Annotated in this window: 24 protein-coding genes; 14 read left to right on the top strand and 10 right to left on the bottom strand. The window is 63.5% G+C overall.

Going from position 1 to position 24,177, the window contains the following annotated elements; genetic code table 11:
* Positions 1-55 precede the first annotated feature (55 nt).
* The 3 genes from J2W94_RS06125 to J2W94_RS06115 all read left to right on the top strand — a co-directional run bounded on the left by J2W94_RS06125 (position 56) and on the right by J2W94_RS06115 (position 3,196).
* Positions 56-727: a glutathione S-transferase gene (locus tag J2W94_RS06125; RefSeq protein ID WP_310091120.1), complete on the top strand. Its 672-nt coding sequence runs from the start codon at positions 56-58 to the stop codon at positions 725-727.
* Positions 728-853: 126 nt separating this feature from the next.
* A complete protein-coding gene (locus J2W94_RS06120; protein ID WP_310091118.1) occupies positions 854-2,104 on the top strand; it encodes a threonine synthase in 1,251 nt (416 codons plus the stop codon).
* Positions 2,105-2,209: 105 nt separating this feature from the next.
* Positions 2,210-3,196: an LLM class flavin-dependent oxidoreductase gene (locus tag J2W94_RS06115; RefSeq protein WP_310091116.1), complete on the top strand. Its 987-nt coding sequence runs from the start codon at positions 2,210-2,212 to the stop codon at positions 3,194-3,196.
* 91 nt (positions 3,197-3,287) lie between these two features.
* Here the strand turns inward: J2W94_RS06115 and J2W94_RS06110 are convergent, their stop codons facing one another.
* Entirely contained in the window at positions 3,288-4,469 is a 1,182-nt protein-coding gene (locus J2W94_RS06110) for an NAD(P)/FAD-dependent oxidoreductase (RefSeq protein ID WP_310091114.1), read from the bottom strand.
* A gap of 4 nt (positions 4,470-4,473) precedes the next feature.
* Positions 4,474-5,028 (bottom strand): YaeQ family protein, encoded by a 555-nt coding sequence (locus J2W94_RS06105; RefSeq protein WP_310091112.1) that lies wholly within the window; start codon positions 5,026-5,028, stop codon positions 4,474-4,476.
* Positions 5,029-5,101: 73 nt separating this feature from the next.
* On the opposite strand from J2W94_RS06105, the gene J2W94_RS06100 reads away from it, so the two are divergent.
* Positions 5,102-6,010: a pseudouridine synthase gene (locus tag J2W94_RS06100; protein WP_310091110.1), complete on the top strand. Its 909-nt coding sequence runs from the start codon at positions 5,102-5,104 to the stop codon at positions 6,008-6,010.
* Positions 6,011-6,036: 26 nt separating this feature from the next.
* On the opposite strand, the gene J2W94_RS06095 is transcribed toward J2W94_RS06100, so the two are convergent.
* A complete protein-coding gene (locus J2W94_RS06095) occupies positions 6,037-6,195 on the bottom strand; it encodes a hypothetical protein (RefSeq protein WP_310091108.1) in 159 nt (52 codons plus the stop codon).
* Positions 6,196-6,460: 265 nt separating this feature from the next.
* On the opposite strand from J2W94_RS06095, the gene J2W94_RS06090 reads away from it, so the two are divergent.
* Both J2W94_RS06090 and J2W94_RS06085 read left to right on the top strand, forming a co-directional pair.
* Positions 6,461-6,670, top strand: a complete 210-nt coding sequence (locus tag J2W94_RS06090; RefSeq protein ID WP_093279947.1) for a cold-shock protein — start codon at positions 6,461-6,463, stop codon at positions 6,668-6,670.
* Between the two features lie 88 nt (positions 6,671-6,758).
* Complete coding sequence (locus J2W94_RS06085; RefSeq protein ID WP_310091104.1) at positions 6,759-8,318, top strand: protein adenylyltransferase SelO; 1,560 nt, start codon at positions 6,759-6,761, stop codon at positions 8,316-8,318.
* A 418-nt stretch (positions 8,319-8,736) separates the two neighbouring features.
* On the opposite strand, the gene dbpA is transcribed toward J2W94_RS06085, so the two are convergent.
* The 5 genes from dbpA to J2W94_RS06060 form a co-directional block, all read right to left on the bottom strand.
* Positions 8,737-10,122 carry an ATP-dependent RNA helicase DbpA gene (dbpA, locus tag J2W94_RS06080; RefSeq protein WP_310091102.1) on the bottom strand — a complete coding sequence of 462 codons (1,386 nt, stop codon included), beginning with the start codon at positions 10,120-10,122 and terminating at the stop codon, positions 8,737-8,739.
* Between the two features lie 62 nt (positions 10,123-10,184).
* Complete coding sequence (locus tag J2W94_RS06075; RefSeq protein ID WP_310091101.1) at positions 10,185-10,622, bottom strand: barstar family protein; 438 nt, start codon at positions 10,620-10,622, stop codon at positions 10,185-10,187.
* Positions 10,619-11,041, bottom strand: a complete 423-nt coding sequence (locus J2W94_RS06070; RefSeq protein ID WP_310091099.1) for a ribonuclease domain-containing protein — start codon at positions 11,039-11,041, stop codon at positions 10,619-10,621. Before J2W94_RS06070 ends, J2W94_RS06075 begins: the two co-directional genes overlap by 4 nt.
* 124 nt (positions 11,042-11,165) lie before the next feature.
* Positions 11,166-12,065: an endonuclease/exonuclease/phosphatase family protein gene (locus tag J2W94_RS06065; protein ID WP_310091096.1), complete on the bottom strand. Its 900-nt coding sequence runs from the start codon at positions 12,063-12,065 to the stop codon at positions 11,166-11,168.
* 7 nt (positions 12,066-12,072) lie between these two features.
* Positions 12,073-13,842: a M14 family metallopeptidase gene (locus tag J2W94_RS06060; RefSeq protein WP_310091094.1), complete on the bottom strand. Its 1,770-nt coding sequence runs from the start codon at positions 13,840-13,842 to the stop codon at positions 12,073-12,075.
* A gap of 125 nt (positions 13,843-13,967) precedes the next feature.
* Between J2W94_RS06060 and J2W94_RS06055 the strand changes: the two genes are divergently transcribed.
* The 3 genes from J2W94_RS06055 (at position 13,968) to J2W94_RS06045 (ending at position 16,948) form a co-directional block, all read left to right on the top strand.
* Positions 13,968-15,587, top strand: coding sequence for an oligopeptide:H+ symporter (locus J2W94_RS06055; protein WP_310091092.1), 1,620 nt, complete (start codon positions 13,968-13,970; stop codon positions 15,585-15,587).
* Positions 15,587-16,201 (top strand): rhomboid family intramembrane serine protease, encoded by a 615-nt coding sequence (locus J2W94_RS06050; protein WP_310091089.1) that lies wholly within the window; start codon positions 15,587-15,589, stop codon positions 16,199-16,201. Before J2W94_RS06055 ends, J2W94_RS06050 begins: the two co-directional genes overlap by 1 nt.
* A gap of 84 nt (positions 16,202-16,285) precedes the next feature.
* Positions 16,286-16,948 (top strand): hypothetical protein, encoded by a 663-nt coding sequence (locus tag J2W94_RS06045; protein ID WP_310091087.1) that lies wholly within the window; start codon positions 16,286-16,288, stop codon positions 16,946-16,948.
* Positions 16,949-17,094: 146 nt separating this feature from the next.
* Here the strand turns inward: J2W94_RS06045 and J2W94_RS06040 are convergent, their stop codons facing one another.
* Positions 17,095-17,307: a hypothetical protein gene (locus tag J2W94_RS06040; protein ID WP_310091086.1), complete on the bottom strand. Its 213-nt coding sequence runs from the start codon at positions 17,305-17,307 to the stop codon at positions 17,095-17,097.
* Between the two features lie 201 nt (positions 17,308-17,508).
* On the opposite strand from J2W94_RS06040, the gene J2W94_RS06035 reads away from it, so the two are divergent.
* The 5 genes from J2W94_RS06035 to J2W94_RS06015 all read left to right on the top strand — a co-directional run bounded on the left by J2W94_RS06035 (position 17,509) and on the right by J2W94_RS06015 (position 21,895).
* A complete protein-coding gene (locus J2W94_RS06035; RefSeq protein ID WP_310091084.1) occupies positions 17,509-17,784 on the top strand; it encodes a GNAT family N-acetyltransferase in 276 nt (91 codons plus the stop codon).
* Positions 17,785-17,867: 83 nt separating this feature from the next.
* Positions 17,868-18,701, top strand: coding sequence for a DUF3298 and DUF4163 domain-containing protein (locus J2W94_RS06030; RefSeq protein ID WP_310091081.1), 834 nt, complete (start codon positions 17,868-17,870; stop codon positions 18,699-18,701).
* Positions 18,702-18,714: 13 nt separating this feature from the next.
* Positions 18,715-19,845: a cyclopropane fatty acyl phospholipid synthase gene (gene cfa / locus J2W94_RS06025; RefSeq protein ID WP_310091078.1), complete on the top strand. Its 1,131-nt coding sequence runs from the start codon at positions 18,715-18,717 to the stop codon at positions 19,843-19,845.
* Positions 19,846-19,917: 72 nt separating this feature from the next.
* On the top strand, positions 19,918-20,334 hold the full coding sequence (locus J2W94_RS06020; protein WP_310091076.1) for a hypothetical protein: 417 nt from the start codon (positions 19,918-19,920) through the stop codon (positions 20,332-20,334).
* 316 nt (positions 20,335-20,650) lie between these two features.
* Complete coding sequence (locus J2W94_RS06015; RefSeq protein WP_310091074.1) at positions 20,651-21,895, top strand: glycerophosphodiester phosphodiesterase family protein; 1,245 nt, start codon at positions 20,651-20,653, stop codon at positions 21,893-21,895.
* Between the two features lie 75 nt (positions 21,896-21,970).
* Here J2W94_RS06015 and J2W94_RS06010 read toward each other — a convergent pair whose 3' ends face one another.
* Positions 21,971-24,163 (bottom strand): M3 family metallopeptidase, encoded by a 2,193-nt coding sequence (locus tag J2W94_RS06010; protein ID WP_310091072.1) that lies wholly within the window; start codon positions 24,161-24,163, stop codon positions 21,971-21,973.
* Positions 24,164-24,177: the final 14 nt, after the last annotated feature.

Below are 24,177 nucleotides of genomic sequence, written 5' to 3'. Positions count from 1 at the left end.
TGGGCTATGATCGGTATGCGTCGATGACGCGTTCTCCCACTATTTCGAGGAAACCATGGTCGCTGTCCATCACCTCAACAATTCCCGCTCACAGCGCGTGCTCTGGCTGCTCGAGGAACTGGGCCTGGACTACAACGTGATCCGCTATCAGCGCGATCCCGAAACCATGCTGGCGCCGCCGTCGCTGCGCAAGATTCACCCGTTGGGAAAATCGCCGGTGGTGGTGGACGGCGAGAATACGCTGGCCGAATCCGGCGCGATCCTCGAGTATCTGGTGGAGCGCTACGATACCGCGCGCGATTTCGCTCCATCGCCAGGTACGCCGGAAAGCCTGCGCTATCACTATTGGATGCATTACGCGGAAGGCTCGGCGATGCCGCCATTGCTGATGAGCCTGGTGTTCTCGCGATTGAAGAAAGCGCCGATGCCGTTCTTCGTCAAATCGGTAGCAAAGGGAATCGCGGACAAGGTGATGAAGACCTTCGTCGGGCCGCAGGTGAAGCTGCACCTGGATTACATGGAAAACGAGCTGGGCAAGTCGCGCTGGTTCGCCGGCGACGAGTTCAGTGCGGCCGACATCCAGATGAGCTTCCCGGTGGAAGCGGCCGCGGCTCGCCATGGATTGGAGGACAAGCCCAATCTGAGCGGATTCCTGCAACGCATCCACGCCAGACCCGCCTATCAGCGGGCGCTGGAGCAAGGCGGACCGTTCGACCTGCTTTCCTGATCCGCTTCATTATCTGCAGTGGCGGGCGGCGCCCGCCCTACGTAAGTGTGGTCGATATTCCATCCGCTCATGACGCTGTGACGCGGCTGGTGGCTATGCTTCAGCTTTCGATGACATGGAGTTGCGATGTCTTACGTGCGTGCCTTGCGCGGGCTGGGATCGGGCATCGAATATCCGCCGGATGTGCCGATGAACCTGGATCCGGTGGATGGACGGCCCGTGGAAATGGTGCTGGATCTCGACCGGCTCGCGGCCGAGCGGCCGAACGCGGCCTGGTACCGACCGCAGCGTCGCGATCTATGGCGTTTCGGCGCGCTGATGGCCCTGGATATCGAATCGCCCGTGGACGCTGCGCACATCGTCACACTGGGCGAGGGCGCCACGCCGTTGCTCGATTACGCGCATCATCCCGTCGCGCGCCGGGCCGGCATCGCGCTGCAGCTGAAGGACGAGGGTAGGGCGCATGTCGGTTACGGCGCCAATCCGACGCAGAGCTTCAAGGACCGCGGCATGGCCATGGTCGCCGCGCAGGCACGCCGGCTTGGCCTGAGCAAGCTCGCAGTGCCGACCCAGGGCAATGCGGGCGATTCGCTGGTGCGCTACGCGCTGGCCGGCGGGCTGTCGGTGGTGGTGGCGATGCCGGAAGACACGCCGCTGCCGATTCTGGGCAGCGTAGCCGCGGCGGCGCTGCGCTTTCCGGGCCGCATCATTCTCGAACTCGCCGGGCCGACCATTCGCGAGTCCGGTGCGTTGTTGAAAGAGAAATACATTCCGCAGCGCTATTTTTCCGTGGCCACGTTCCAGGAGCCGGGCTGGCGCATCGAAGGCAAGAAGTCGTTGGGCCTGGAGCTGGCCGAACCGTCCCATGGCGAAACCCAGTGGTCGCTGCCGGACGCGGTGATCTACCCCACCGGTGGCGGCACCGGCGTGCTGGGCATGTGGAAAGCCTGGGACGAGCTGCAGGCCTTGGGCCTGATCGACAGCCGCCGCCCGCGCATGCTTTGCGTGCAGAGCGAAGCCACGCCGCCGCTGGTCCGGGCGTTCGACGCAGGCGCGGACGACACCACCGCAATGACTGCAGGGCAGACGCTGGCCGTCGGCCTCAACGTGCCAGGAGGCGTAGGCCATTTTCGGGTGCTGCAGATCATCCGCGCCAGCGCAGGCGCGGCGGTTGCGGTGAGCGAGGCCGAGATCGCCGCCGAATTCTCGCGTCTTTGGCGCGAGCAGCCGGCGTGGATCGGCTCCGAAGGTGCGGCTTGCCTGGCCGCGTTGCCACAATTGCTGGATCGCCGGTTGATCCAACGTGGTGAACGCGTGGTCGTGGTGAATACCGGCTCGGCCGAGAAATACCTGCCGCAGCTACGCCATCTGATGTGATCGCGCAGGCCGCACACGGAATGCAGCGTCCCGCATCGGTGCGCTGGCAATGCGGCGTCACCGACCCAACGTAAATCGGTACCTTCGTCTGGAACGACCGTTGCCATGGTTCCCTTTTCCATCCTCGACCTTGCCCCCGTCTGCGAAGGCAGCGACGCCGCCCATGCTTTCCGCAACACGCTGGATCTGGCGCAACACGCCGAAGGCTGGGGTTACCAGCGCTACTGGCTGGCCGAGCACCACAACATGCCGGGCATCGCCAGCGCCGCCACCGCAGTGCTGATCGGTTATGTCGCCGGCGGCACCAAGACAATTCGCGTGGGCTCGGGCGGCGTGATGCTGCCTAATCACGCGCCGCTGCAGGTGGCCGAACAGTTCGGCACGCTCGCTTCGCTCTATCCGGGCCGCATCGATCTGGGCTTGGGCCGCGCGCCGGGTACCGACCAGCCTACGGCCAAAGCGCTGCGTCGCTATTTCGACAGCGCCGAGCAGTTCCCTCATGACGTGCAGGAATTGCTGGGCTACTTCGCGCCGGTGCAGCCTGGCCAACTGGTGCGTGCCGTTCCTGGCGCCGGGCTCGACGTGCCGGTCTGGTTGCTGGGCTCGAGTCTGTTCAGCGCACAGCTGGCCGCAGCGTTGGGGCTGTCGTTCGCCTTCGCCTCGCACTTCGCGCCCGACGCAATGGATCAGGCGTTGGCGGTTTATCACCGCGACTTCCGTCCTTCGCAATACCTCGCCAAGCCCCATGCGATGCTGGCGTTGAACGTAGTGGCCGCCGAGACAGATGCTGAAGCCAGGCGTCTGTTCACCACCGCGCAACAGAGCTTCGTCAATCTGCGTCGCGGCAAGCCGGGCCTGATCCCGCCTCCTATCGACGACATCGAAACCTATTGGCAGCCGCATGAAAAACTGGGCGTCGAGAATGCGCTGGCCTGCAGTGTGGTCGGCAACCCGGAGACGGTGAGGCGGGGCATCGCCGCTTTCGTCGACCGCCACCGGCCGGATGAACTGATGCTGGTCGCCAATGTGTTCGAGCACGGGGCGCGGCTGCGCTCGTTCGAAATAGCTGCCGATGCGATGAGGAAATCGTGATCGTAGGACGTAGGAGCGACGTGAGTCGCGAAGTTTTATCTTGTTTGTAGGGACCACCGTTTTCAGTCGCGACTCACGTCGCTCCTACGCCTCACACCGCATTGCCTGCGGCGTGGCCCGAAGCCCACGCCCACTGGAAGTTGTAGCCGCCAAGCCAGCCGGTGACATCTACTACCTCACCGATGAAGTACAGGCCCGGAACCTTCTTCGATTGCATAGTGCTGGACGACAGCTCGTCGGTATCCACGCCGCCCAGGGTGACTTCGGCGGTGCGATAGCCTTCGGTGCCGCTGGCGATCAGCGGCCAGCTCTGCAGCTGCGTCGCGATCTCCCGCAACTGGGGCTCGTTGAATTGTTTCATCGGCTTGTTCGGCAACCACAGCTCGCACAGGCGCTGTGCAAAGCGCCGCGGGAGAAGATCAGATAGCACCGTCTTGAGTTCGGCGGCCGGACGCGAAGCCTGCTGCTCGCGTAGAAGCCGCAAGGCATCGCTGTCGGGCAGCAGGTCGAGGCGCAGATCGTCGCCGGGCTGCCAGTAAGAAGAGATCTGCAGAATCGAAGGCCCGCTCACACCGCGATGGGTGATGAGCATGAAATTGCGGAAGCTGCGGCCATTGCAGGTCGCCTCGACCGGCAGCGCCACGCCGCTCAGGTCTTGCAGGTGTTCCTGATGCTTGCCCGTGAGCGTGAGCGGTACCAATCCGGCGCGCGTCGGCAGCACCGCGTGCCCGAACTGGCGCGCGAGTTCGTAACCGAATCCACTGGCGCCCATGCTGGGAATCGACAGGCCGCCGCAGGCGACCACCAAGGACGGCGCGGACAGGCTGCCGCGCGTCGTGCGCAAGCGGAAACCCTCATCGGTGCGCTGCACGTGTTCAACGCTGCAACCGGTTTCTATGCGCGCCCCGACTGCTTCGCATTCGTCCAGCAGCATCTTCACGATTTGTTTGGAGGAGTCGTCGCAGAACAGCTGTCCCAGCTCCTTTTCGTGGTACGCGATGCCGTGGCGTTCCACCATCTGGATGAAATCGAGCGGCGTGTAGCGCGCCAGCGCCGATTTGCAGAAATGCGGATTGGCCGACAGATAGTTCGCAGGCGTGGTGCCGGTGTTGGTGAAGTTGCAGCGCCCGCCACCGGACATCAGGATCTTCTTGCCCACGCGGTTGGCGTGTTCCACCACCAGCACGCGAAGCCCGCGCTGGCCGGCCGTCAACGCGCACATCAGCCCGGCCGCGCCGCCGCCGATGACCAGCACGTCGTGGCTGTGGCTCATGCGGTTACTGGCCTTGCGTGGCCGCCTGGCGCACCACGGGCTTGATGTCGATGGTGACGTCGCCGCCCAGCACCTGCAGCTCGCCGTCCTGGATCATCACGTTCAGGCGCATGCCGCGCACCATCATCGCGGTGAGCTGTTCGACCACTTCGATCGGAATATCGATCACGGTCAGGTTCCGGCTGCGGGCGAGCGAGGCGGCGTTCTTTTCCCACCAGATGTCGGAACTGCGCCCGCCGTAGGTGAACAGCACCACCTGCCGCGAGCGTCCGCAAGCCTTGCGGATGCGGGCTTCGTCCGGCTGGCCCAGATCGATCCACAACAAGATCTCGCCGGTCAGCTCCTTGAGCCACAGGTCCGGTTCGTCGTCCTGGCTCAGGCCGCGGCCGAACTCCAGGCGTTCATCGGCATACATCGCAAAAGCCAGCAGACGCACCATCAGGCGCGCGTCGGTTTCGGAGGGGTGCTGGGCAACGGTCAGGTTGTGGGCCGCGTAGTAATGGCGATCCATGTCGCTGATCTGCAGCTCGGCTTTGACGACGGTGGACTTGAGCGCCATGGAGGTGTCTGCCGTTGAGGTGCTTGGAGAAAAGGTCGGCCATGATACGGCCTTGTTCCGCGGAGGCCTCGCTTTGTCCGTTCCCCGTTCCGATCCCGAGCTCGATCCCGCCGAGGCGGTCGCCAGCACACTGCAACTTCCGCCCGGCGCCTGGGCGACCTTGCTGGACGGTTTGTGCGCGCGCTTTCCGCAGATCGGACGCACCTGCTGGCTGGAGCGGTTCGCGCGCGGGCGGGTGCTGGATTCGGCGCGGCAGCCGCTGACCGCCGATGCGCCTTATCGGGTCGGCGCGACGATCCACTATTTCCGTGAAGTGGCGGAGGAACTCCGGATTCCGTTCGAAGAGACGATCCTGCATGTGGATCAAGATTTGGTGGTGGCCGACAAGCCGCATTTCCTACCAGTAGCTCCCACGGGCGCGCACGTGCGCGAAACGCTGCTGACCCGGCTGGTCGACCGGCTGGGCAACAAGAACCTGGTCCCGCTGCACCGCATTGATCGCGGCACGGCGGGGTTGGTGCTGTTATCGGCCAATAAGGACAGCCGGGGCGCCTACCAAGCGCTGTTCCGCGAGCGTCGGATCGAGAAACACTACGAAGCGGTAGCGCCGGCATTGCCGGGGCTGAGGTTCCCGCTGGTGCGCGAGTCACGCATCGTGAAGTCGGAACCTTTCTTCCGTATGCGGGAAGCCGAGGGGGAAGCCAATTCCCGAACCCGGATCGAGGTGCTGAGCTCGGACGGGGAATGGTGGCGCTATGCGCTATTCCCCATCAGCGGCCGCAAGCACCAGCTGCGGGTGCATATGGCTGCCCTGGGGGCGCCGATCCGGCACGACCCTTACTACCCGGATCTGGCGGACCAGGCTCCGGACGACTACAGGCGCCCCCTGCAATTGCTGGCGAGGGGCCTGTCCTTCGTGGACCCTGTGAGCGGGGTCCAGCGGACGTTCGAGAGCCTGAGGGTGCTGGAGAACCTCGATTAGCGGCCGCCCGACTAGTGGCCGCCGGATTAACGGCCGCCGCCGGACGAGTCCGACCCGGCGGGCGGGGTGTCTTCGGCCTGGCCAGGCTCCCGCGTAGCCTGCTTCTTGGCCAGTTTTTCGTCCTGCTTCTTCTTCTTGGCCAGCTCACGCTGCTTCTTCTCGAACGAATAATTGGGCTTCGCCATGGGCTTCTTTCCGGTAGGGGAGGCCAGTTTAGGGCAAACCACCCCTCTGCCGCTTATCTGCGGTTGGGCGGGGGATTGGCTTTTCCCGGAAAGGTGTGTAGTGTGCACGGCACTGTGTTTGCTTGGGTCACCGTAAATCGTGGCCTGATGCAGTCGATCCAAAACGATCAGCTACATCTTTCCGCTTTGCTTAACACCTGCAACTCAGTCTCGGCCCGGGGTCCCCAGGTCGTGATTTTTTTCATCCGTTTCAGGAGTTTCAAAGATGTCTGACCGTCAAACCGGTACCGTCAAGTGGTTCAACGATGCCAAGGGTTTTGGCTTCATCACCCCGCAGAGCGGCCCGGACCTTTTCGTGCATTTCCGCGCGATCCAGGGTTCTGGCTTCAAGTCGCTGCAGGAAGGCCAGAGCGTTAGCTTTGTCGCCGTGCAGGGCCAGAAGGGTATGCAGGCCGACGAAGTCCAGCCGCTCTAATAGCGACTGTATCGTTGTCCGAAACGCCGGGGCTTGCCCCGGCGTTTTTGTTTGCGCCGCTTCAACCGCGGGCGCGTAGCCTGTGCCGATGAAACCGCTGACCTTCGACAACCGCTTCGTCACCGACCTTCCCGGCGATCCGCAGCAGGGAACGGGCGTACGCGAAGTCCGCGCTGCGTTGTATTCGCTGGTGAATCCGACTCCGGTCGCCGCGCCACGGCTGCTGGCCTGGTCGCGGGAAACGGCCGCCCTGCTGGATCTGGAAGAAGGCGACGTCGCCTCACCGGAATTCGCCCAGGTCTTCGGCGGCAACGCCCTGCTGGAGGGCATGCGGCCGTTTGCGGCCAACTACGGCGGCCATCAGTTCGGGCATTGGGCGGGGCAATTGGGCGACGGACGCGCCATTTCCCTGGGCGAAGCGATCAACGCTGCGGGCCAGCGCTGGGAACTGCAGCTCAAAGGCGCCGGCCCGACGCCTTATTCGCGCACTGCCGACGGACGCGCGGTACTGCGTTCGTCCATTCGCGAATTCCTGTGCAGCGAAGCCATGCATCACCTGGGGGTGCCCACCACGCGTGCGCTGAGCCTGGTGGCGACGGGCGAGCCGGTGGTGCGCGACATGTTCTACGACGGTCACCCCAAAGCCGAACCGGGCGCCATCGTCTGCCGCGTCGCGCCTTCCTTTCTGCGTTTCGGCAATTTCGAATTACCCGCCTCGCGTGGCGAGCTGCCCTTGCTCAAGCAGTTGGCGGACTTCACCATCCGCCGCGATTTTCCCGAACTCGAAGGCGAGGGCGAAGCGCTTTATTCGCGCTGGTTCGCGCAAGTATGCGAACGCACCGCGACCATGGTGGCGCACTGGATGCGGGTCGGCTTCGTGCACGGAGTGATGAATACCGACAACATGTCGATCCTGGGCCTGACCATCGATTACGGCCCGTATGGCTGGATCGACGACTACGACCCCGACTGGACACCCAACACCACCGATGCGCAGGGACGGCGCTACCGTTTCGCCTGGCAGCCGAAGATCGCGTACTGGAACCTGACCCGGCTGGCGGGCGCGTTGTCTTCGCTGTTCGCGAGTCCCGAACCCTTGCAGGAGGGACTGCAGCGTTATCGGGAAACCTATGCCGCCGCCGATCAAGACAACATCGCGCGCAAGCTGGGCCTGGCCGAGTGCCGTGAGGAAGATGCCGCACTGATGGAAGACCTGCAGTCGCTGCTGCATGCGGGTGAAGTGGATATGAGCATCTTCTTTCGCGGTCTGGCCTGGGTGGATCCTGCAGCGCCGACCCTCGATCCCCTCAATGGGGCTTTCTACGATGCCAGCAAGCGCTCAGCCACCGAGCCGGCGCTGATGGACTGGCTGCGGCGCTACGCGGCGCGGATCGGCTCCGATCCGCTCGATTACGAAACCAGGCAAGCGCGCATGCGCATGGCCAATCCTCGATTCGTGCTGCGCAACTATCTGGCGCAGCAGGCGATCGATCGCGCCGAGCAGGGCGATGAGGAGGGGATTGCAGAGCTATTGGACGTCATGCGCCATCCCTACGACGAACAGCCGGGTCGCGAAATCTTTGCGCAGCGTCGCCCGGACTGGGCACGCGATCGCGCCGGCTGTTCGATGCTTTCCTGCAGTTCTTGATCGGATATCCGGCGCCGGGGGTGTGGCCCCGATCTACAATTCGGCTGAATCAAGCGCGGAGAGCTCCGCGCAACCTTTCCCCCGCTTGCGGGGGAAAGTGCCGAAGGCGGACGCCCCGAAGGAAGTACCCTTGGGGTATGGGGGCGCTCTTGGCGCAGCCCATCCAATCAAAGTAAAAGCGTTTCGCGCGTTGCGCGAGTCACTTTTCTTTGAACGGCAAAGAAAAGTAACCAAAAGAAAGCCGCCCTATGGTGCGCCCAACGATGAAGCCGTTGGGTTCGCATGCGAATCGGGAATTTCCGTAAGGCGCATCCTGCGCCTCCGGAAACGGCGCACATCCTTGTGCGCCGCCCTTCGGGTTTACCCAATCCGCATGCCGCGCCTCACGGGTTGTTCCGGCAACAGCAAAAGCGAACGCTCAAATTTTACGGACGCGGAAATTCTTGCCCTTGATCCTGCCCTTCTCGAGCCGCGCCAGCGCGTTGTTGGCCTGGTTGCGCGCGATGGCGACATAGGAACGCGTGGCGAAGATGTCGATCTTGCCGATGGCGCTGGCGGGCAATCCCGCATCGCCGGTGAGCGCACCCAGGATGTCGCCGGGGCGAAGCTTGTCCGTGCGCCCCGCATCGATGCGCAGCGTCGCCATCGCGGCAGGCGGCGCGCTGCGCGCCGCGGGCGCCACGGCGACCGGCTTCTTCCAGCGCAACGGCGAACCTTGCCTTTCCTCGATCACGTGTGCGCGCGATATCTCGCGGGGAGTGACCAGGCTCAGTACCTGGCCGCCCTTGCCCGCACGCCCGGTTCGGCCGATGCGGTGCACGTACACGTCCGGATCGGTGGGCAGTTCGTAGTTGACCACGGTAGCCAGCTCGTCGATATCCAGCCCGCGCGCGGCGACGTCGCTGGCGACCAGCACATTGCAACTCCGGTTCGCGAAACGCACCAGTACCTCATCGCGGTCGCGTTGCTCCATGTCGCCATGCAGGGCCAGCGCGGTGAAGCCGAAGTGCTTCAGCGATTCGGCCACTTCGTCTACATCGCGGCGCGTATTGCAGAAGACGACGCAGGATTCAGGGCGTTGTTCGAACAACAGCCCCGCCAGCGTGGTCTGCTTGCGCGACAGATCGACTTCGTAAAAGGTCTGCTCGATCGCCGGCTGTTCGGTGACGCCGCCCGCGGTGACCTCCAGCGGGTCGCGCATGGTATTGCGGCCGATATCGCGGATGGCCTCGGGAAAAGTGGCCGAAAACAGCAAGGTCTGCCGCTCTTTCGGGGTCTTGCCGATGATTTCGCGAATCGCTTCCTCGAAGCCCATGTCGAGCATGCGATCGGCTTCGTCCAGCACCAGCGTACGCACACCGGCCAGGTGCAGGGCTTTCTTGCGCATCAGCTCCTGGATGCGGCCGGGCGTGCCGACCACCACGTGGGGATCGTGGGTCAACGAAGCCAGTTGCGGCGCCAGCGGCATGCCGCCGGTCAGCACCAGCACCTTCAGGTTGGGGATGCCGGTGGCCAGCTTGCGCAGCTGCTTGCCCACCTGATCGGCCAGCTCCCGGGTGGGGCAGAGCACCAGCGCTTGGGCACGGATCAGCGCGGGATCGAGCCGGTGCAACAGCCCCAGGCCGAATGCGGCGGTCTTGCCGCTGCCGGTGGGCGCCTGCGCAATGACATCGCGTCCGGCGAGGATCGCGGGCAGGCTTTCGGCCTGGATGGGGGTCATTTGCGCGTAGCCGGCCGCCTCCACGCCCTGCTGCAGTCCGGGCGAGAGGGAAAGGCTTTCGAAGTCCGTCGGTTGGTCGCTCATGCGCCATGATCGCAGCATCGCGCTGAACTGCGTAGCCTCGCGCCTCGCGGAGCGGCGAACGCTCAGTCCTCCAGTGCGACGAAATCCCTTTCGCGCAGGGCCAGGAACGCCCAGAACGGCACGTCGCGCTCGGCCCAGGCGCGGTTGCATTCGTCCAGAATGCTGACCAGCGTGTCGAAGTCTTGCTCATCCACGTAATGCAGTTCCCCTGCGCCATCGAACAGCAGCACATAGCCCTGGGCCGGCATCCAGTTCAGGTCGCGCAGGCTGTCGGAAAGCGCATCCCAGTTGCGGCTGGAAGTGGTGGGGAAATCCATGGCCACCGCGATCCGCAACAACAGGGTCGCCTTGTTGCCGCAACCCATCAGATCGACGAGGCACGGCAGCAGGCCGGCGTCGTGCGCGGCGGCGGCGAGCACGTTGAGATCGTCGCCGGTGACGAAGAAAACCCCGGCGCGTGTCGGGTCGTCCAGACCCAGTTCGAAACCGGATTCAGTCATCGCGCGACCTGGAAGCTGCGGAATGAGTCGTAATGGTCATCGGTGTAGTAATACATTTCCGGTGGTTTCCCTCCGGTGATGATACGGCGGGCGCCGCGATGGCTCAGACCGGGCGTCTCCACGGTGTATTCGCGGTAATAGCCGCGCGGCTTGGCGGGAAGGCGTTTTTCGCGGTTGCCGAACACGCTGCCGTCCTGCGGATGGGGGAAGGGTCCACCGCGGGCGATCAGGGTCAGGGTGTCGCGTGCTTCGGTGGGCAGGAAGGCGGGCAGGGGACCCTGCTTCGCTGCGTGCTGCCGCAATACGTCCGCGGGCGGTATGGCAACGCCCGAACCATCGGCGACACCCATGCTCTGTCGCAGCCACCACCCGCTGGCAAGCAGCAAAAGAAGTAGAGCTATGGCGGAAAGCTTTCGCATGCGGGTTCTTTTATCGATCCGGCCCGGAATAGTAGCGACAACGCATACCCGTGGGAGCGGCGTCCCGCCGCGAGCTTTTTCAGGGTAAGAGAAATCAGGAGCCCGCGGCGGGACGCCGCTCCCACTATTTCCCGGCCGGATAAGCCTCACGCACGGGACGGTCGGGTCCTGGGTTAGCTATCGAACCCAGGTGCAGTTCGGCGAGCAGTCCGAAATGGTCCGAAGCCCATACGCCTTGCGTATCGGGGCGATCGAAAAGGATAGTGGCGCTCACCGGAGCGAAGGCGTCACGCTGGAAGAAAACATGGTCGATGCGCTTGGCCGCGAAATACTTCAGGTTCAAGGTGCTGCTCGAGACCGCGTCGGCATCCGGATGCCGGTTGCCGTAAATATCGACGAAGCGTTCGCGAAGCGCCGCTAGTTCCGGCGAGTCCGCTGTCGAATTGAAATCGCCGGCCACCAGACTCGGAACGTTCTCCGAAGTCTGGTCGACGTACTGCATCAAATCGGCGACCTGTCGGCTGCGAATCGCTCCGCCCTGGTCGGTCCAGTGCAGGTGGGTGGCGTAGACGTTGAGCAACCTACCGTCCAGATCGATGCGCACGAACGCTGCGGTACGGCTGTCGTCCAGCGGCTGCAGGGACTTCTGGCCGCGTCTGAGGATCGGGTGGCGGGTCAGGATCGCATTGCCATAGCGTCGCGGGTTGCCGACTGGATCGGTGCTGACGAAATGCCACTGATAATCCAGCTGCGCCGCCAGCCATTCGGCCTGGTTGGTCAGCGTTTCGTGCTGGAGCACTTCCTGCAGCGCTATTACGTCGGGCCGCAACTGCCTCAATTTCTCCACGATCTGTACGCGGCGCTTCGGCCACTCGTCCTTGTCGTGATAGAGGTTGAGGGTGACGACTCTCACGGTCTTCTCCGAGACGCCGTCGGGGGATCCGACGGCGTATGCAGGCAGCGAGAAAGCGACCAGCGACAGCAGCAGGCACAGCGCGAGCGTCTTCATTCCATTGAAACTCATGCGAGGATCAGCGGGGAACAGTAGCGATGCGCATCACCGGGTACAGGTTGTAGCGTTCGTCCCATGAGGAATGCAATCGATAGAAGAACTCCAGGCGCGCCTGTGGATTCTGGGCGAAAGCGGCGTCTTCGCGGATGCGCTTTTCGAACCGCGCCTTCAGCGCCGGGTCCTTCGCCAGCATCGCGCGCGCGACTTCCTCGGTCACGTAATCCTCCATGTATTCCTTGCGCTCGAAGGCGTTGTTGAATTCGCCCCATGCCACCAGCGAATCCGGCGCCAGCGGTTCCAGGAGCGACATGACCAGACGCGACTTGGGTTGCGCGATCGGCACGAAGAGCGCACCGGCGCCGAGATCGCGCTTGTCCGCCTTCCATTCGCCCTTGACGACCATGCGCTGATGGCCTTCGGAAGGCTGCGCGGCGGGCGTCGTCTCGCTGGCGCGGAAGCTTTCGACCGCCAGCCCGGCGCGCGCGTCGAGCGTGCGGAAGTCGATGCCGTGCTGTTTCAGCTTCGCGCCCACCCAGGCGGCATGCGCCGCGGGCACCAGATAGCCGCCGCCCGGCGCGGCCACGCTGAGGCTGGGCTGCAGATTGTCGCGCAGCGGAATCTTCCAGATCTGCGGCTTGGTCTCGTCGTAACGCGTCATCAGCGCGCCGGAAATCTCGGAGGGCGTGCGCGTGTATTCGTAGCCGCGGAAATCGACCAGATGCGATTCCTTGCCGGCCGCATAGGTCAACGGCACGGGGCGTCCTTTCAGCTTGCTGGCGCGCGCGTCGGCCTGGTGCGCCAGCTGCAGCCATTGCCGACCGTTCTTCGCGACCTGTTCCAGTACCGAGACCACGGTATTGCGCGTAATGCGCACGCGCACCGGATAGGTCTTCCAGGAATGGGTTTCCACCAGCATGCCCAGGCGATTGCGCAGCCAGAAGTAGCCATGGGAGAACCGCGGCGGCGGCACGCCGTCGTCGAAGCCCGAAGTGGGGTCGTCGGAAACCGCGAAAGAAGGGTAATAGGGCAGGGGCAACGAGCCCTGGCGGCTCAGATCGGCGATCACGCCGTCGCGCCAGGTACGGCCGGCCTTGCGTAGTTCGCCGTCGCCGGCATGGACCGGTTCCACCTGGATGGACACGTCGTGTTCGAACTTGGCGCCATCGGTGACGTGCAGATCCACTTCGGCCAGCGGGTCCCACTCGTTGACCAGGGCCAGCATCGCCTGCATCTCCGGTGCGTCGGCTTTTACGTAGTCGCGGTTGAGGTTGTAGCCCTGCGCGGTGGTCCGCCAGCCCATTTCCTCGGGACCGCGCTGGTTGGGGCGGTTCCAGGCGCCGAAGCGCTCATGGCCGTCCACGCTGAATACCGGCACGAAGACCCACACGAGTTTGTCGAGCGCGCCCTTCGCCGCTTTGCCTTCCAGGATTTCGCGCAGCGCCAGGAAACCCGCGTCCTTGCCGTCGATTTCGCCCGCGTGGATGCCGCCCTGGATGAGCACGACGGGCAGGCCGCGTTTGCGCGCCGTCGCCGCGTCGAGCGCACCGCTGGTGGAAGCGACCAGCGCCTTCATCTGCCGGCCTTCCGGAGAGGTACCGAAGTCGATGCAGCGCACCGCATCCGGATAGGCTTTGGCGAACGAGTCGCACAGGGCGACGACCTCTTCGTAGCGTCCGGTCTTTAGGAAGCCGGAGCGTTCGGCGACCGTGGTCAACGACGCATCGGCGGCGGAGGCGGGCATGGCGGTGGTGAGCAGGAATACCGGAGCAAGCAGAAGCAATGATCGCATGGAGTCGGTTCTCGCCTTCAAAAGGCAATGATGCACGTTGCGGGCCGGTATCGCATTAGCCGGAAACGTCGATTCGCGCACGCTTCCTGGGTTACCCTTCCCGGAACTATTCGCTGGAATACCGGATGAGCACCACAGCCACGGCGCAATCGGCACGCCTGCCGCGACAGGTTCCCTACATCATTGGAAACGAGGCTTGCGAACGCTTCAGTTTCTACGGGATGCGCAACATCCTGGTCCAGTTCCTGGTCAGCAGCGTGATCCTGGCCTATATCCCGGAAGCCGATCGCGAAGGCGCAGCCAAGGATGTCTTCCACAGCTTCGTGATCGGCGTGTACTTTTTCCCGCTGCTGGGCGGGTGGCTGTCCGACCGCTATTTCGGCAAGTACAACACCGTGTTCTGGTTCTCGCTGATCTACTGCGCGGGCCATGCCTGCCTGGCCGCATTCGATGACAACAAGACCGGCTTCTACACCGGCCTGTTCCTGATCGCGCTGGGTTCCGGCGGCATCAAGCCGCTGGTGGTGTCGTTCGTCGGCGATCAGTTCGACGAGTCGAACAAGAGTATGGCCAAGATCGTGTTCGACTTCTTCTACTGGACCATCAACTTCGGCAGCTTCTTCGCTTCGCTGCTGATGCCGCTGTTCCTGCGCAGCTACGGGCCTGCGGTGGCTTTCGGCATTCCCGGCATCCTGATGTTCATCGCGACCCTGATCTTCTGGCTGGGGCGCAAACAATACGTACGAGTGCCGCCGACGCATGGCGACGACCCGGATTCGTTCTACAACGTCGCCCGTACCGCGCTGACCCGGCGCGAAGAAGGACAGGGCAGGCCTGGTCTGTCGGTGGCCCTGGCCGGTGCCGTGCTGGCGGCGGCGATGCTGCTGTGTTGGGCGGTCAAGCCCGGCTTTTGGCCGGTAGGTTTCGGTTTCGTCATTACCGCCTGCCTGGCACTGGGCGCGTTGATCGCGTTCGGCGGCATCGGCGTGTCGATGCAGCTCGAACGCGCCCGCGGCCGGCATCCGGATTCGGCGGTGGACAGCGTTCGCGCTGTGCTGCGCGTGATCATCGTGTTCGCGCTGATCACGCCGTTCTGGTCCTTATTCGACCAAAAAGCTTCCACCTGGGTACTGCAGGGCAAGACCATGATGGTGCCGCACGATCTGTGGTGGTGGCCCAGCTGGCTGGTCAAGGAGGCCGGACAGATGCAGGCGCTCAATCCGTTGCTGGTGATGCTGATCATCCCGTTCAACAATGTCGTGCTGTATCCGCTGCTGCGGCGCATGGGCTTCGAGCCTACCTCGCTCAGACGCATGGGGTTCGGCATCGCGTTCTCCGGTGTGGCATGGATCGCTGCCGGTGCGATCCAGTTGTGGATCGATGGCGGCGATCCGGTGTCGCTGGCCTGGCAGATCCTGCCGTATCTGCTGCTGACCTTCGGTGAGGTGTTGGTGTCGGCCACGGCGCTGGAATTCGCCTATAGTCAAGCCACGCAGGCCATGAAGGGAGTGATCATGGCGCTTTGGTATCTCTCCGTCACTTTCGGCAACGTCTGGGTGTTGCTGACCAATGTCAGCGTCCGCAATGAAGCGGTGATTTCGCGCATCGCCAGCACCGGGCTGAGCGAAAACGCTTTTCTGATGTTCTTCTTTGCCGCATTCGCCTTCGTCGCGGCCCTGGTATTCGCACTGTACGCCTGGCGCTATCCCATGCAGGACAACTATCGCGCCGTCGGAGCCGTTTGATGGAAACCCCCGTTACCTATGCCTTGATCGCCATCACCTGCCTGGTGTCTTGGATCGCGTTCAACAACCGCAAACTGGCCGACCGGTTGATCCTGTGGCCGCCGGCGATCGACAAGCACAAGCAGTACGACCGGCTGGTGACCTACGGCTTCATCCACGCCGATTTCATGCACCTGCTGTTCAACATGCTGACGCTGTTCTTCTTCGGACCACAGATCGAGTCGTTGATGGGCGACGTGGGCGTGTGGGTCTATCCGCTGTTCTACGTTTCGGCGCTGGTGGTGTCCATCCTGCCGACCTATCTGAAGAACCAGCACAATCCCAACTACCTCAGTCTGGGTGCGTCGGGCGCGGTGTCGGCGATCCTGTTCGCCTACATTCTGGTCAGGCCGTGGTCGATCATTGGCGTGTTCTTCATTCCCATGCCGGCCATTTTGTTCGCCGTGCTCTACGTGGGCTATAGCATCTGGATGGACCGGCGTGGCGGCGATCGCATCAATCACAGCGCGCATCTTGCTGGCGCCGCTTACGGTGTGTTGTTCATGCTGGTTATGGAGCCGCGCGTGCTGGGTCATTTCCTGCGCCAATTGCAGCAGCCCTCGTTCGGAGGCTGAACTCCAGGTCAACACGATCACCGTATCTGAATGTTTTGCGTGTTATCGAGTAACCGCAGGATTCAAAAACGGAGATCGTGAGCGATGGCTACCCCTAAAGCCGGCAAGACACCCGCCAAGACATCCAAGGTCGCCAAGAAAGCGGCCGCAAAGAAGAAGGCTCCCGCCAAAGTCGCAAAGAAGGCGACCAAGGCTGCGATGAAGAAGCCCGCAGCCAAGAAAGCTACCGCGAAGAAAGCAACCAAGTCGGTTGCGAAGAAGACGGTTGCGAAGAAGACGGTTGCGAAGAAGACGGTGGCGAAGAAGACGGTGGCGAAAAAGTCCGTGGTCAAGAAAGCGGCGAAGACGGTCGTCGCCAGCAAAGCAGCGACAAAGAAGATTCCGGCGAAGAAGGCGGCGACTACGGCAAGAAAAACGCCCGCCAAACCGGTTCCAGCGAAATCCGCCGCTGGTTCCGCACCCGCCAAGGGCGTGGGTAAGCCGCAAGCTCCGCGCAAACCCACGCCGCGGCAGGCGTTGGCCGTGACCCGGAAGCTGCTGGAACAGAAGCAGGCGCACGATCGCGAATCGCAGCCCTGGCAGTTGCTCGACCCGCATCACACGCCGGTCTTGGATCCGGGATTCCAGTCCAACGAAGCGGCTGAGAAGGCGTTGGAGCTGCATGCCGCCGAAAGCAGGATGAAGGCGATACAGGGCAGTTCCGGCACGCAGGATCGGCGCAACCAGGGCAAACGCGACAATCGCTGAGGCCGTCGACGCGGTTTTATTTGTCGCAAAAAAATGACGCAGGTGACCCCCGTCACCTGCGTCCGGACCTGTGGACAGGTCGTCTTGTTGTTGTGCTTGGAACCGTTGTTGTTTCGGTAACGCGCTGCCAATACGGCAGGAAAACTTTAGTCGACCAGATTCAGCGGATTAGCAGCCACGTGCATGCCCATGTCGACGCCACCGTTGTAGGAAGACAGCAGGCGCTCGTACACGGCGTTGTTGAGGCGCTCGAATTCCCAGTCGTCGGTGTGGCCGGTGACGGCAAGCTGGTACAGACCTTCCAGCAGGGTGAAGTCGCTGGATGCGTTGTTGCTGATGGTTGCGTCGTCGAAGTTCATTGCCGTTCCCCGTGTGTTTGCTCTTGGGAGGGATAAAGCAGTTATCGTGCCAACTATCGGCGGCCGTCTCGAAAGCGTTGCAGGACGGGAACAAGAGGCGCCAGATCGCCCGAATGTGACGCGCCGCGTCCAGTTTTGCCGCCGCTTGAACCGCCCACGGCACAATGCAGCCGCCGAGCATCCACCCATTGGAGAGACCTCATGTCCCTGCGTATCGACCACGATCCCGGTTCCCGCCGTTTCGCTACCCAGGTGGACGGATACGAGGCGGAGTTGATCTATCGCCGGCAGGGCGCGCGCATGATCATCGACCACACCGGCGTGCCCGAAGCCATAGGCGGTCGGGGCATCGCCGGGGAACTGGTCAAAGCCGCACTGGACTATGCCCGGGCCGAGGGTCTGCGGGTGGTGCCGGCTTGTTCCTATTCGGCCGCCTATGTCCAGCGCCATCCCGAGTACGCCGACCTGGTCGATTAGCGAATCGCCGCACCCCGAGAACCCGCTGTCATGCTGCTGCGTCGCGGCATAAACTGTGTGCATTCCCTGGAAGGAGTCTGGTCGTGCGATCCGTGTCGAAATTCCCCCTGTTGTTTCTGCTGGCCCTGGCCCTGGGCGCATGCAAGCGCGAAGCCGACACGCCCGCCGCCCCCGCGCAACCCGACACCGCACCGGCAGGGACGCCCGCCACAGGCACGGCCGCAGCGCCCGAGCTCAAGGACGTCATCGAAACCAACGACGCCTATGTTGTGGGTATCAGCTATCCGCCGACGCTCAACAAGTATCCGGGCCTGGCCCAAGCCGTCGCCGCCTATTCCGATGCGGCGCGAGCGGAGCTGATGCAGGCCGTGGCCGGCTTCGGCAACGACAAGCCCTCGGCGCCGTACGAACTGTCGCTCAGCTTCGAACAGGTCGCCGAAACGCCGGAACTGGTGGCCGTCGCCGCCGACGGCAGCCGCTACACCGGCGGCGCGCATGGCGAACCGTTGGTGGCGCGTTTCGTGTGGCTGCCTCTGCAGAACAAACTGCTTACCGCCAATGAGCTGGTGCCCAAGGTGGAAGGTTGGGCGGTCATCGGCGCCTATATCCGGGAACAACTGCACACCAGCGTGTCGGTACGGGCCGACGCCGACGAACTGCCGCCGGAAGAGCGCCTGCAGTTCGTGCGCAGCGCCGACAAGATGATCGACGAAGGCACCGAGCTGGACGTCGATAATTTCAGCCAGTTCCAACCGATAGTCGGCGCCGACGGCAAGATCACCGCCTTGCGCTTCGTGTTTCCGCCCTATCAGGTGGGTCCGTATGCGGACGGTACGCAGACGGTGGACGTGCCGGCGGTGATATTGCTGCCCCACGTTGCGCCCGAATACACCGGCCTGTTCGCCAAGTCCTCATAACCGAACCATAGCCATGCCGCAGCAGCGCTTCCAACGACGGGTCGCCGATCTGCTTGAGAGTGCCGATGTGCGGATCGGCAGCGACCGTCCTTGGGATCTGCAGGTGCACGATCCCCATTTCTACGCGCGGGTGCTGGGGCAGGGATCGCTGGGGCTGGGCGAAAGCTATATGGAAGGTTGGTGGGATGCGGAATCGCTGGACGGGTTCCTGTTCCATGTGCTGCAGGCCCGGCTGGAGCAGCGCGTGCACAGCGCCGGCGAACTGTGGGATGCCCTACGCGCGCGGCTGCTGAACCTGCAGAGCCGCAACCGCGCCCGGGAAGTCGGCGAACGCCACTACGACCTGGGCAACGATCTTTATGCCGCCATGTTGGGCCGGCGCCTGGTCTACAGCTGCGCTTACTGGACGCAGGCCGATGGGCGCGTGCTGGACGGACTGGACGCGGCGCAGGAAGCGAAGCTGGATCTGATCTGCCGCAAGCTGCGCCTGAAGCCGGGCATGCGCGTGCTGGACATCGGCTGCGGCTGGGGCGAGGCGCTGAAATTCGCGGCCGAGCGCTATGGCGTCAGCGGGGTGGGAATCACCATCTCGAAAGAGCAGGCCGACTATGCGCGCGAACTGTGCGCCGGCCTGCCTATCGAAATCCGTCTGCAGGATTACCGCGAGCTGCACGAACCGTTCGATGCGGTGCTGTCGGTCGGCATGTTCGAACACGTCGGCGTCAAGAATTACCGCGGCTATTTCGAAGTAGCGCAGCGCTGCCTGCCGCCGGGCGGCCTATTCCTGCTGCATACCATCGGCACCAACCGTTCGGTCAACCATACCGATCCCTGGATCGGCCGCTACATCTTCCCCAACTCCATGCTGCCGTCCACGGCGCAGATCGCGCAGGCGGTGGAAGGCCTGTTCGTCATCGAGGACTGGCACAACTTCGGCACCGACTACGACCGCACGCTGCGGGCCTGGCGCGACAATGTGGAGCGCGCCTGGCCGCCGGATCCGCGCTACGACGAACGCTTCCGCCGCATGTGGCGGTATTACCTGAGCGCGTCCATGGCGACTTTCCGTACGCGCAATTCGCAGTTGTGGCAGGTGGTGCTGTCCAACGGCGGGGTGAAGGGCGGTTATCTGGCCCCGCGCTGATAAGGGGTTTTTCATGGTGCGTGAAGGTAGGGGGGATTACGGTCGGGCCATTCCCCCAACTGGAGCCGCGTCATGAAACGCGTTCCCCTGGTTTTCGCCGCGCTCATCGGCATCGCCGCTGTGCCGACGCTGGCGCAACAACTGCAGCAGCCCACGGTGCCCACCACGAAGCCGGTCACGCCGCCGACCAATAGCGGCATCGGCCCCAAGCTCGATCAGGTGCAGCCTACGCAGGTGCCCAAAGTGGCCAGCAATCCCAACCAGCGCCCGCAGGCGCCTACTGCCATCCCGAGTACGGGGCCGGCCCGGGAAGTGCCGACCGGCACTGCCGCGCCTGGCGCCCGGAAACAGCCGACCAACCTGCTGGACGCGAACGGCAAGTCGGTCAACGGCATGATCCAGGTCGCTCCCAATCGCGTGTACGACCCGGCTACCGGTCGCTATCACTGGACCGAAATGTCGGGCGATCAGCAGAAGCTGGTGGACTAGCTACGCGGGTTCGTCCGGCGGACCGGCTAGTCGCCGTGCACATCGCCTTCTCGGGTTGTCGAACCCGGCGCCCTGTGTTGCACGGAATCCTGGGATAGCCGCATCGTTTGTTGTTTGTCGCGCTGCGCTAATCCGATCAGGGTCACGGGATGTAAGTCATTCGGTAAAGCCGCTGCAACCTGCGCATTCGAGGCTGGCCGCGTCGGCTTGAGGGGGGAGGTCGGCATCCGACTTTCCCGAAAAGGACGAACCGATGAACAAGAGACCGAATTGCATAGCGCTTGTCCGTGCGTTATCCGTGTGCGCCCTGCTCTCAATGGCCGCGATCGCTTCCGCGCAACAGGCGGTGGGGCTGCGCAAACCCGACCAGCAGCAAGGGCAGGCCAAACAAGGCTTGATCGTTATCGCCCATCGTGGCGCCAGCGGTTATCGCCCCGAGCACACACTGGCGGCCTACCGTTTGGCCATCCAGCAAGGGGCCGACTTCATCGAACCCGATCTGGTCGCCACCAAGGACGGAGTATTGATCGCGCGCCACGAGAACGAAATCTCAGGCACTACCGACGTCGCCGCCCATCCCGAATTCGCCGGCCGCAAGACCACCAAACGGGTCGATGGCGTTGCGATGACCGGCTGGTTCACCGAAGACTTCACCCTGGCCGAGATCAAGACGCTGCGTGCGAAAGAGCGCATTCCGCTGGTCCGCCCGGACAATACCCGCTTCGACGGTCAATACGCCATTCCGACTTTCGCCGAAGTGTTGCAATTGGCCAAACGGGAGAGTCGCGGTGGGCGCCGCGTCGGCGTGTATCCGGAAACCAAGCATCCGACCTATTTCGCCAAGGAAGGCCGACGGATCGATGGCACTCCCATCGGCGTGTCCCTCGGTGCCAAGCTGATCGAGACCCTGGTGGCCGAGGGCTTCACCGATCCGGCGCGGATCTATATCCAGAGTTTCGAGTTCGAGAACCTGATCGAACTGGAAAAGCGCTGGATGCCCGCGGCCGGCGTCGAGCTGCCGCTGGTGCAGTTGTACGACGACTTCTACACGGCCAAACCCTATGACGTGACCTATAACGTCAGCCATGGCGCCAACCTGGTCGCGCTATACGGCGGCTTGATCGGGCAGGTCGAGGGAGGCTTGAATGCCAACACCTTGTACGGCGCGTTCGCCACCGAGAAGGTTCTGCAGTGGATGAAGGCGAATTACGCCAGCGGTGTCGGCCCTTGGAAGGGCAGCCTGCTGCCGCGCGAATCGCTGGCGTCGAAGGTCGACGCTAACGGCGATGGCAAGGCCGAATTGGCCGGCCAGGGAACCAGTCTGGTCCATCCCATGCTGGGTTGGGCGCTGAAGGCCGGATTGCAGGTGCATCCCTATACCTTGCGCGCAGAGGAGTCTTATTTGGCGCAGACGCCGGGCGGAATCCCGCAGTCCGTGATCGCCGAGGCCGTGCAGTTATACGGTCTGGGCGTGCAGGGCTTCTTCATCGATCAGCCGGATCAGGGCGTGGCCGCGCGCGAAATCTTCCTGGATTTGAGCCGGCCTTTGCGCGATCGCTGAGTTCATTCCGCGACCAGCGCATAAAAAACGCCCGGAGAAAATCCGGGCGTTCTAGTTTTTTGCGGTTGGCGCTTCTTATTTCTTGCTGGCCTCCGGCGACGGGATCGGATCGGTGCCGTCGGCGACTTCCGCCACCAACCCGCGCTTCTTCAGCAACGGCTCGATCTTCGGCGCGTGGCCGGCGAAATCCTGGAACAGCTGCAGCGCGTCCTTGCTGCCGCCGCGCGAGAGCAGGGTCTTGCGGAAGTGGTCGCCGTTCTCGCGCTTCAGGCCGCCGTGCTGCTCGAACCATTCCACGCTGTTGGCGTCCAGCACTTCCGACCAGATGTAGGCGTAATAGCCGGCCGAGTAGCCGCCCATGATGTGGCTGAAGTAGGGCGTGCGGTAACGCGGCGGAACCGGCGCGTAGTCGGTGCCGTCGGTTTTCTGCGCGGCGGCTTCGAACGCCATCACGCCGGCCGCGGCGGGCACCTGGTCGGCGCTGATCTGGTGCCAGCGCTGGTCCAGCATGGCCGCGCCCAGATACTCGGTGGTTTTGAAACCCTGGTTGAACTTCGCGGCAGCCACCACTTTGTCCAGTAGTTCCTGCGGCATCGGCGCACCGGTTTCATGGTGCTTGGCATAATTCTTCAGGATCGACGGCCAGTCGGCCCACATCTCGTTGACCTGCGACGGATATTCGACGAAGTCGCGCGGCACGCTGGTGCCGGTGAAGTAGGGGTATTCCACGTTGGAGAACATGCCGTGCAGTGCATGGCCGAACTCATGGAACATGGTCGTCACCTCGTCCCAGGTCAGCAGGGTCGGCTTGCCGGCCGGCGGCTTGGGGATGTTGAGGTGGTTGGCCACCACCGGCAGATAGCCGGTCAGGCCCGATTGCGACACGTAGGAATTCATCCAGGCGCCGCCGCGCTTGGATTCGCGCGCGTACATATCGGAGATGAAGATCGCCAGCTGCTTGCCGTCGGCGTCGAACACGTCGAACACGCGCACGCTGGGCTCGTACACGGGCAGGTCTTTGCGTTCCTTGAAAGTCAGGCCGTACAACTGGTTGGCGGCGTAGAAAACGCCGTTCTGCTGCACGCTGTCCAGTTCCAGGTACGGCTTGAGCTGGGCTTCGTCGAAGTTGAATTTTTCCTTGCGCACTTTCTCCGCATAGAAGGACCAGTCCCACGGCGCCAGCTGGAATCCGCCGCCTTCCTTGTCGATCATCTTCTGCAGGTCGGCCGCCTCGCGTTTGGCGTTGGCCACCGCGGGCGGAGCCAGCTTGCCCAGCATGTCGTTGACGGCTTGTGGGGTCTTGGCGGTTTCGTCTTCCAGCACATAGGCCGCGTGGTTGGGATAACCCAGCAGCTTGGCGCGGTCGGCGCGCAGTTTCATGATCTTGCTGATGATCTCGCGATTGTCGAACTCGCCGCCGTGGCTACCGCGCGCGATCGAGGCTTCGTGCAGCTTCTGGCGCGTGGCGCGGTCGGTCAATTCGGATTCCGGCGGCTGGCCGGTGGTGTTGAGCAGGGCGATGACGTACTTGCCGTCCAGTTTGCGCGTCTTGGCGGCAGCGGCAGCAGTGGCGATCTGCTCGGGCGTGAAGCCGTCCAACTGCTTGGCGTTGTCGATGACTATGGCCGAGGCGTTGACGTCGCCCAGCACGTTCTGGCTGAACTTGGTGCCCAGTGCGGCCAGTTCGCCATTCATCGCCTTGAGCTTGGCCTTGTCGGCATCGGATAGCTTGGCGCCGCCACGCACGAAATCGGTGTGGTAGCGCTCGATCAGGCGCACGCCCTCGGCGTCCAGGCCCAGGGTGTCGCGCTTGCCGTATAGCGCGTCGATGCGCGCGAACAGTTTGCCGTTGAGCGCGATGGCGTCGCTATGCGCGGCGAACTTGCCGGAGTAGTCGCTGCGCAGCTTCTCGCGCGCGGGGTTGGTGTCGGCGCCGACCAGGCTGAAGAACACGGTCTGGGCGCGGTTCAGCACCTGACCGCTCTTTTCCATGGCCAGGATGGTGTTGTCGAAGGTCGGCGCTTCGGCGTTGTCGGCGATGGCGTCGATTTCCTTCAACTGTTCGGCCATGCCGGCATCGAAGGCGGGGGCGAAATCGTTGTCCTTGATCTTGTCGAACTGCGGGTAGTGCAGCGGCAGCGGACTTTCGGAAAAGAACGGGTTCGAAGCCTTGGCGGCTTCGGTGCTCGCCGGTGCGGCGGCCTGGGAATAAGCGGGCATGGCAAGTCCAAGGGAGGCGGCAAGCGCCAGGGCAAGACGGGTGGTCATTCTGCAGCTTCCTT

Source organism: Pseudoxanthomonas sacheonensis, from assembly GCF_031455975.1.
GTDB lineage: Bacteria > Pseudomonadota > Gammaproteobacteria > Xanthomonadales > Xanthomonadaceae > Pseudoxanthomonas_A > Pseudoxanthomonas_A sacheonensis_A.
Note: the sequence above shows the minus strand (reverse complement) of the source record. Positions and strands in the feature narration are given on the sequence as shown.